We start from the raw sequence: 6,214 nt of genomic DNA, 5'->3' as shown, positions 1-6,214 counted from the left end.
GCTTATTTGAATTATACGGTGTCTAGAGCGATACTCACGAAGCTAAACTATAAAATGGAGGAAGTAGTACCTTTCAGCAGATTTTGTGTTAATAACATAGTAGGAGCCGTATTAATAGGCACTGTATGTATAGGCATAATACTTTCATCGAAAAATATATTTGGCGGGGATTATATACTAAATTCCTCTCAAATACTTACGCAGTATATATTTATTATAAATGGATTAGCTGCAAGTGCATATTTTCTAAGAGTTAAAAGAAATTTATCTAAACCAGTAGTTTTATTAATTTTGGTGTTAATAATAATATCGCCTCTAGGTAGCATTTACTTTTCAATAGGACTCATGGAAATGGCTTTTGACTTTAGAAAGCTTGACCCATATAGATTTAAAAGAAAATAATTGGGGGCGAATCATGGATAATAAATATAATTACTTTAATGTTAATAATAAAATATATATGGTGTCGATGGCCTTACTTATATATATAATATTTTATTATGGACATTTGCTAGTAGGATGGCTAGCGCTTGTGCTATATGCAATATTAGTAGTGTATAATATTTACAACTCTAAAATCAAAAAAAACGAATGGAAAGAATTTATTGAGAATTTTTCATCTAAACTTGATATAGCAACTACAAGTACTTTGGTAAAGCTTCCTTTTCCACTAATAATAATAGGGTATATGGGAAACATTTTATGGTATAATCAAAGTGTAACAACAATGCTTGAAGGCGAGGATCTTTTAAATAGAAATATTAGGGAGATAATTAAGGAACTTAATTTAAAACAGGTTTTAGAGGGTAAAAAGAGTATATTCCCAAATATTAGAATAAAAGATAATTGGTATGAAATTTACACCAATATTGTTGATACAAACGAAAATAAAAATGTTAAAGATAAAATTATGCTTTTATATTTTTATGATATAACAGAAAAGACTAATTTAGTTAAAGGTATTAATGGTAACCGAGAAAGTGTTATGCTAGTAGAAGTTGATAATCTTGATGATGTTGTTAAAACTACAGAGGAAGATAAGGCACCGTTGCTTGTAGCGGATATTGAGCGAACAATAAATAGTTATGGGCAGAGTATAAATGCTGTGGTAAAAAAATATACATCGAATAAGTATGTTATTATAGTTCAAGATAAGTATATTGAAAAAGAAATAGAAAAGAAATTTGATATTCTAGATAGTGTTCGCGAAATAAGTAATGGTAATAAACTTGCAGTTACTTTAACTATAGGTGTAGGTAGGGGAGAAGATACTCCACTTAAAAACTATGAATTTGCTACTTCAGCTAAGGAACTAGCATTGGGTCGTGGTGGTGACCAGGTAGTAGTAAAAAAAGGTGATAAACTATCTTTCTTTGGAGGAAAAACAAAAGAGGTAGAGAAAAGAACCAAGGTTCGCGCAAGGGTTATTGCTCATGCATTAATGGATTTAGTAAATGAGAGTAATATAGTTTTCATTATGGGGCACACAAATTTTGATCCTGATTGTTTGGGCTCAGCTATTGGTCTATATAGTATTATTAATAGTTTAAACAAAGAGTGCTACATTATTCTCGAAGGAATAAATAGTGGCATAAAAAGCATGATGGATATATTACTTAAAGATGGAGAATACAAAAATACTTTTATAACATGTGAGAAATTTAAAAGTATTAAAAATTCAAATAGTCTGCTTATAATAGTAGATGTCCACAATGAAAGTCATGTGGAAAATTTAGAAATAGTTAAAGATGTAGAAAAAGTAGTTATAATCGATCATCATAGAAAATCGCAAGATTTTATACACGGTGCAGTGCTGAGTTATATGGAAACTTACGCATCGTCTACTGCAGAATTAGTTACTGAGATGATTCAATATATGGTAGATAAGCCAAAGCTTAAGAATATAGAAGCAGTGTGTCTCCTGGCTGGAATATGTGTGGATACAAAGAATTTTTCTATTAAAACAGGAGTTAGGACCTTTGAAGCGGCTGCTTTTTTAAGGCGTCATGGTGCAGATACTATGGATGTCAAAAAAATGTTTTCTGATGATTTAAATATTTATTTAAAAAGAGCTGATATTATAAGATCAGCAGAGGTTAAAAATGAAATTGCTATAGCCGTTTGTCCCCTAATAATAGAAGACGTTGTATTAGCGGCCCAAGCAGCGGATGAGCTTTTAAATATTAATGGCATCGAAGCATCATTTGTTATTGTTAAAGTAGGAGAAGAAGTATTTATTAGCGGAAGGTCTCTTGGGAAAATAAATGTACAGCTAATACTCGAGACATTGGGTGGGGGTGGACACATGACTATGGCTGGCACAAAATTTACTTCACTTAAACTTGAAGAAGTAGTGGTGAAATTAAATCAAGCTATAGACAAATACATACGGGAAGGTGAAAAATAATGAAAGTTATATTATTAAAAGATATTAAAAGTGTAGGTAAAAAGGATGATGTGATAAATGCTGCAGATGGATATGCGAGAAATTTTTTATTTCCAAGGAAACTCGCAGCGGAAGCTACAGACTCGAATATGCATATGTTAAATAAAAAGAACGAAACTGAAAGAAAAAAGAAAACATCTGAGATTGAGGATGCGCAAAAATTAGCTAATGAACTTAAGGATAAAGTTGTGAAAATAATTGGGAAAGCAGGAGAAAATGGAAAGCTATTCGGTGCAATTACAAGTAAAGACATAGCAATAGCGTTAAATAAACAATGTAATTTAGATGTTGATAAAAAGAAAATAGTATCAGATACAATAAAATTATTAGGAACTTATGAAGTAGAAATTAAAATATATCCAGAAATATCTACTAAGGTAAAAGTTCTTGTTTGTGAGGAATAATCATATAAAACGAAGGGAGGAAACGCTTTAGTAAATATTTGATAGTTATATTTATGGAAGCGGATTGACTTTGAAGACATTATACGTTAATAAAATTGGAGAACAAGTTGCAAAAGATACATTACCACTAGATACACAAATCGACGTTTTATATGAAATAATGAGGAATGTAATAGATGAGAGCAGTATAAAGGCTAAAACTATAAAATTTAAACTTCAAAAGCATATTAAAAGCGAAGACATGTATAAAAGATTATATGCTTTAAATAAAATCATTAGTGATGGTAAGGGCATAGAGATAGTGCCCAATCAAAAAAATGTACATGAGGTGCTAGACAATACTAATGAGTGGCTTACTGAAGAAATTGCTAAAAGATATGTGCAAAATAAAATTGAAGCTGAAGTAGAAAAAAATCTAATGGAAAAGCAAGATAAATATATTGATGAAGTAAGGCTTAGCATAATAAAGAAACAAAAAGGTCCTGAAAATGCTAAAACGCTTAAGAAATATGAGGATCTTCAAGCACTTGATAAAAGAAAACTTACTAAAAATATACAAGCTATGCTAAGACCAGAGAGCTTTAGTGAAATAGTTGGACAAGAAAGAGCTATAAAATCTCTGTTATCTAAAATGGCATCGCCATATCCTCAACATATAATTCTCTATGGACCACCAGGAGTTGGTAAGACTACTGCAGCTAGGCTTGCTCTTGAAGAAGCTAAAAAGCTAAGTTACACGGTTTATGATAAAGATGCTAAATTTGTAGAAGTGGATGGTGCGACACTCAGATGGGACCCAAGAGAAATAACAAATCCTCTACTCGGATCCGTACACGACCCAATATACCAGGGAAGTAAGAGAGATCTAGCTGAGGGTGGAATTCCTGAACCAAAAACAGGTCTTGTTACAGAAGCTCATGGAGGAATATTATTTATTGATGAAATAGGAGAACTTGATAATATACTTCAAAACAAACTGCTCAAAGTACTAGAAGATAAAAGGGTTGAGTTTTCATCATCTTATTATGATCCTGAAGATGAAAACACACCTAAATATATAAAATATTTATTTGATAAAGGTGCTCCAGCAGATTTTGTTTTAATAGGGGCAACGACTAAAGAACCATCAGAAATAAACCCAGCACTCAGATCAAGATGCACTGAAGTTTATTTTGAACCATTAACTGCGAAGGATATTGAAAATATCGTAGTAAATGCTGCGAATAAATTAGAGGTTGAAGTAGGAGATGGAGTAGCTGAAACGATTAGTAGATATACAATTGAGGGAAGAAAAGCTGTAAATATTTTAGCAGATGCGTATGGGTATGCTATGCAGAATAAAGAATCAATAAAGGACTCCAAAATTAAAATTGAAATTAAGGACTTATTAGATGTTATATCTATAAGTAGATTAACTCCCTATGAGGAATTAGATAAAGTAGCTAAATCTGAAGTTGGTCACATATATGGACTTGGAGTATCAGGGTACATAGGATCAACAATAGAAATAGAAACATCAGTATTTGAGACCAAGGAAAAAGGTAAAGGCCAGGTAAGATTTAATGATACTGCTGGAAGTATGGCTAAAGATTCGGTGTTTAATGCTGCATCAGTGATAAGGAAAACAACAAATAAAGATATTAAGGACTATGACATACATGTAAATATAATAGGTGGCGGTAAAATTGACGGACCATCGGCCGGAGCAGCTATAACGGTATGTATAATTAGTTCACTTTTAGACAAACCTTTAAGGCAGGATATTGCAGTAACTGGTGAAATATCATTAAGAGGTATTATAAAACCGGTGGGAGGCATATTCGAAAAGATTTATGGTGCAAGAAGAAAAGGAATTAAGCTTGTTATACTTCCAAGTGATAACGAAAAAGAAGTACCAATTGATCTTGTGGATATTGAAACAAAAGCTGCATCAAACATTGAAGAACTAATGAAATTAGTCTTCGCATAAGTATAAAACTAACTATAATTAATGGCCCTGTTAAATCATCACCTCCGAAGCTGTTCATCATCTTCGATGTTGCTTTTTTAGCAGGGCATAAAACATTACTTTGGTAAAAAAATTACTTTAGGAGAGATGAAAAATGGATACACCTCTTAGAAGTCTGCCTTATAACTTAGAAGCAGAACAATCAGTAATTGGATCAATGCTTATAGATAAAACCGCTATATCGAGGGTAGTGGAGGTTTTAAAAGGTGATGATTTTTACAGAGATTCTCATAAAGTTATATTTAATGCTATTTTTGATTTATATCAAAAGGATACACCTATTGATATGATTACTCTACTTGAGCATTTACGTTCTGCTGAAAAATTAGAAGCTTCAGGTGGAATTACTTATATTACAGAGATAAGTAACTCAATACCTTCTACTGCTAATTTAAGTTCGTATATAAAAATTGTAGATGATAAAGCTATTTTAAGAAAACTTATTAGAGCTTCAACTGAAATTATGGAAAATTGTTATAACAAGCAGGATGATGTAGAAGCAGTAATGGATCTTGCACAGCAAAAGGTATTTAATATAGCTGAAAGAAAGAATTCAAGTGATTTTGAACCAATGAATACTGTACTTGAAAGAGGATTTTTAGAAATAGAAAGAATTTTTAATAATAAAGGAGAAACAACTGGAATACCTAGTGGTTTCCCAGAATTGGATGATAAAACTGCTGGATTCCAAAAGGGAGATATGATCCTTATTGCGGCAAGACCATCTATGGGTAAAACTACCTTTGCACTAAATTTAGCTGAGTATGCAGCACTTAGAGAAGGTAAAAATGTAGCAGTATTTTCACTAGAAATGTCTAAGGAGCAGCTTTCCTATAAATTACTTTGTTCAGAAGCGAATGTTGATATGTCAAAGCTTAGACATGGTAATTTAGAAGATAGGGATTGGGAAAATATAGCGAAAGCCTCTGGCCCGCTAGCTGCTTCTAAAATATTCATTGATGATACAGCAGGTACTTCTATAATGGATATGCGTTCAAAATGCAGGAAATTAAAAATGGAGCACGGTATTGATATGATAGTTATAGACTATCTTCAACTTATGTCTGGTAATAATCCAGAAAATAGACAACAAGAGGTATCAGAAATATCAAGATCGATTAAAGCCCTTGCTAAAGAGATGCAATGTCCAGTTATTGCACTATCACAGCTGTCACGTGCACCAGAGCAAAGAGCTGACCATAGGCCTATGTTATCTGACCTTAGAGAATCAGGATCGATTGAGCAGGATGCTGACATCGTTATGTTCTTATATAGAGATGAGTATTATGATACTGAAACGGAAGATAAAAATATAGCAGAGCTTATAATAGCAAAACAAAGGAATGGACCTATAGG

Annotated in this window: 5 protein-coding genes; all 5 read left to right on the top strand. The window is 32.3% G+C overall.

Going from position 1 to position 6,214, the window contains the following annotated elements; translation table 11 throughout:
* Positions 1 to 402 (top strand): DUF2232 domain-containing protein (locus tag JJE11_RS12610; RefSeq protein WP_291636136.1); only part of this gene is annotated, 402 nt, incomplete at its 5' end.
* Between the two features lie 13 nt (positions 403 to 415).
* Complete coding sequence (locus tag JJE11_RS12605; RefSeq protein WP_291636134.1) at positions 416 to 2,407, top strand: DHH family phosphoesterase; 1,992 nt, start codon at positions 416 to 418, stop codon at positions 2,405 to 2,407.
* Positions 2,407 to 2,850: a 50S ribosomal protein L9 gene (gene rplI, locus JJE11_RS12600; RefSeq protein ID WP_291636132.1), complete on the top strand. Its 444-nt coding sequence runs from the start codon at positions 2,407 to 2,409 to the stop codon at positions 2,848 to 2,850. The genes JJE11_RS12605 and rplI overlap by 1 nt, the downstream gene beginning before the upstream one ends.
* Positions 2,851 to 2,920: 70 nt before the next feature.
* Positions 2,921 to 4,819, top strand: coding sequence for a Lon family ATP-dependent protease (lonC, locus tag JJE11_RS12595; protein ID WP_291636130.1), 1,899 nt, complete (start codon positions 2,921 to 2,923; stop codon positions 4,817 to 4,819).
* A gap of 133 nt (positions 4,820 to 4,952) precedes the next feature.
* On the top strand, positions 4,953 to 6,214 hold a 1,262-nt coding region (locus JJE11_RS12590), incomplete at its 3' end, for a replicative DNA helicase (protein WP_291636128.1).

The organism is Clostridium sp., from assembly GCF_016650095.1.
Taxonomy (GTDB): Bacteria; Bacillota; Clostridia; order Clostridiales; family Clostridiaceae; genus Clostridium_AD.
The sequence above is the reverse complement of the archived record's forward strand: the minus strand, read 5'-3'. Positions and strand labels throughout refer to the sequence as shown.

Bases quoted from the DNA above. Each gene is read 5' to 3' on its own strand.
- JJE11_RS12605 (WP_291636134.1), top strand. From the start codon at position 416: ATGGATAATAAATATAATTACTTTAATGTTAATAATAAAATATATATG.
- rplI (WP_291636132.1), top strand. From the start codon at position 2,407: ATGAAAGTTATATTATTAAAAGATATTAAAAGTGTAGGTAAAAAGGAT.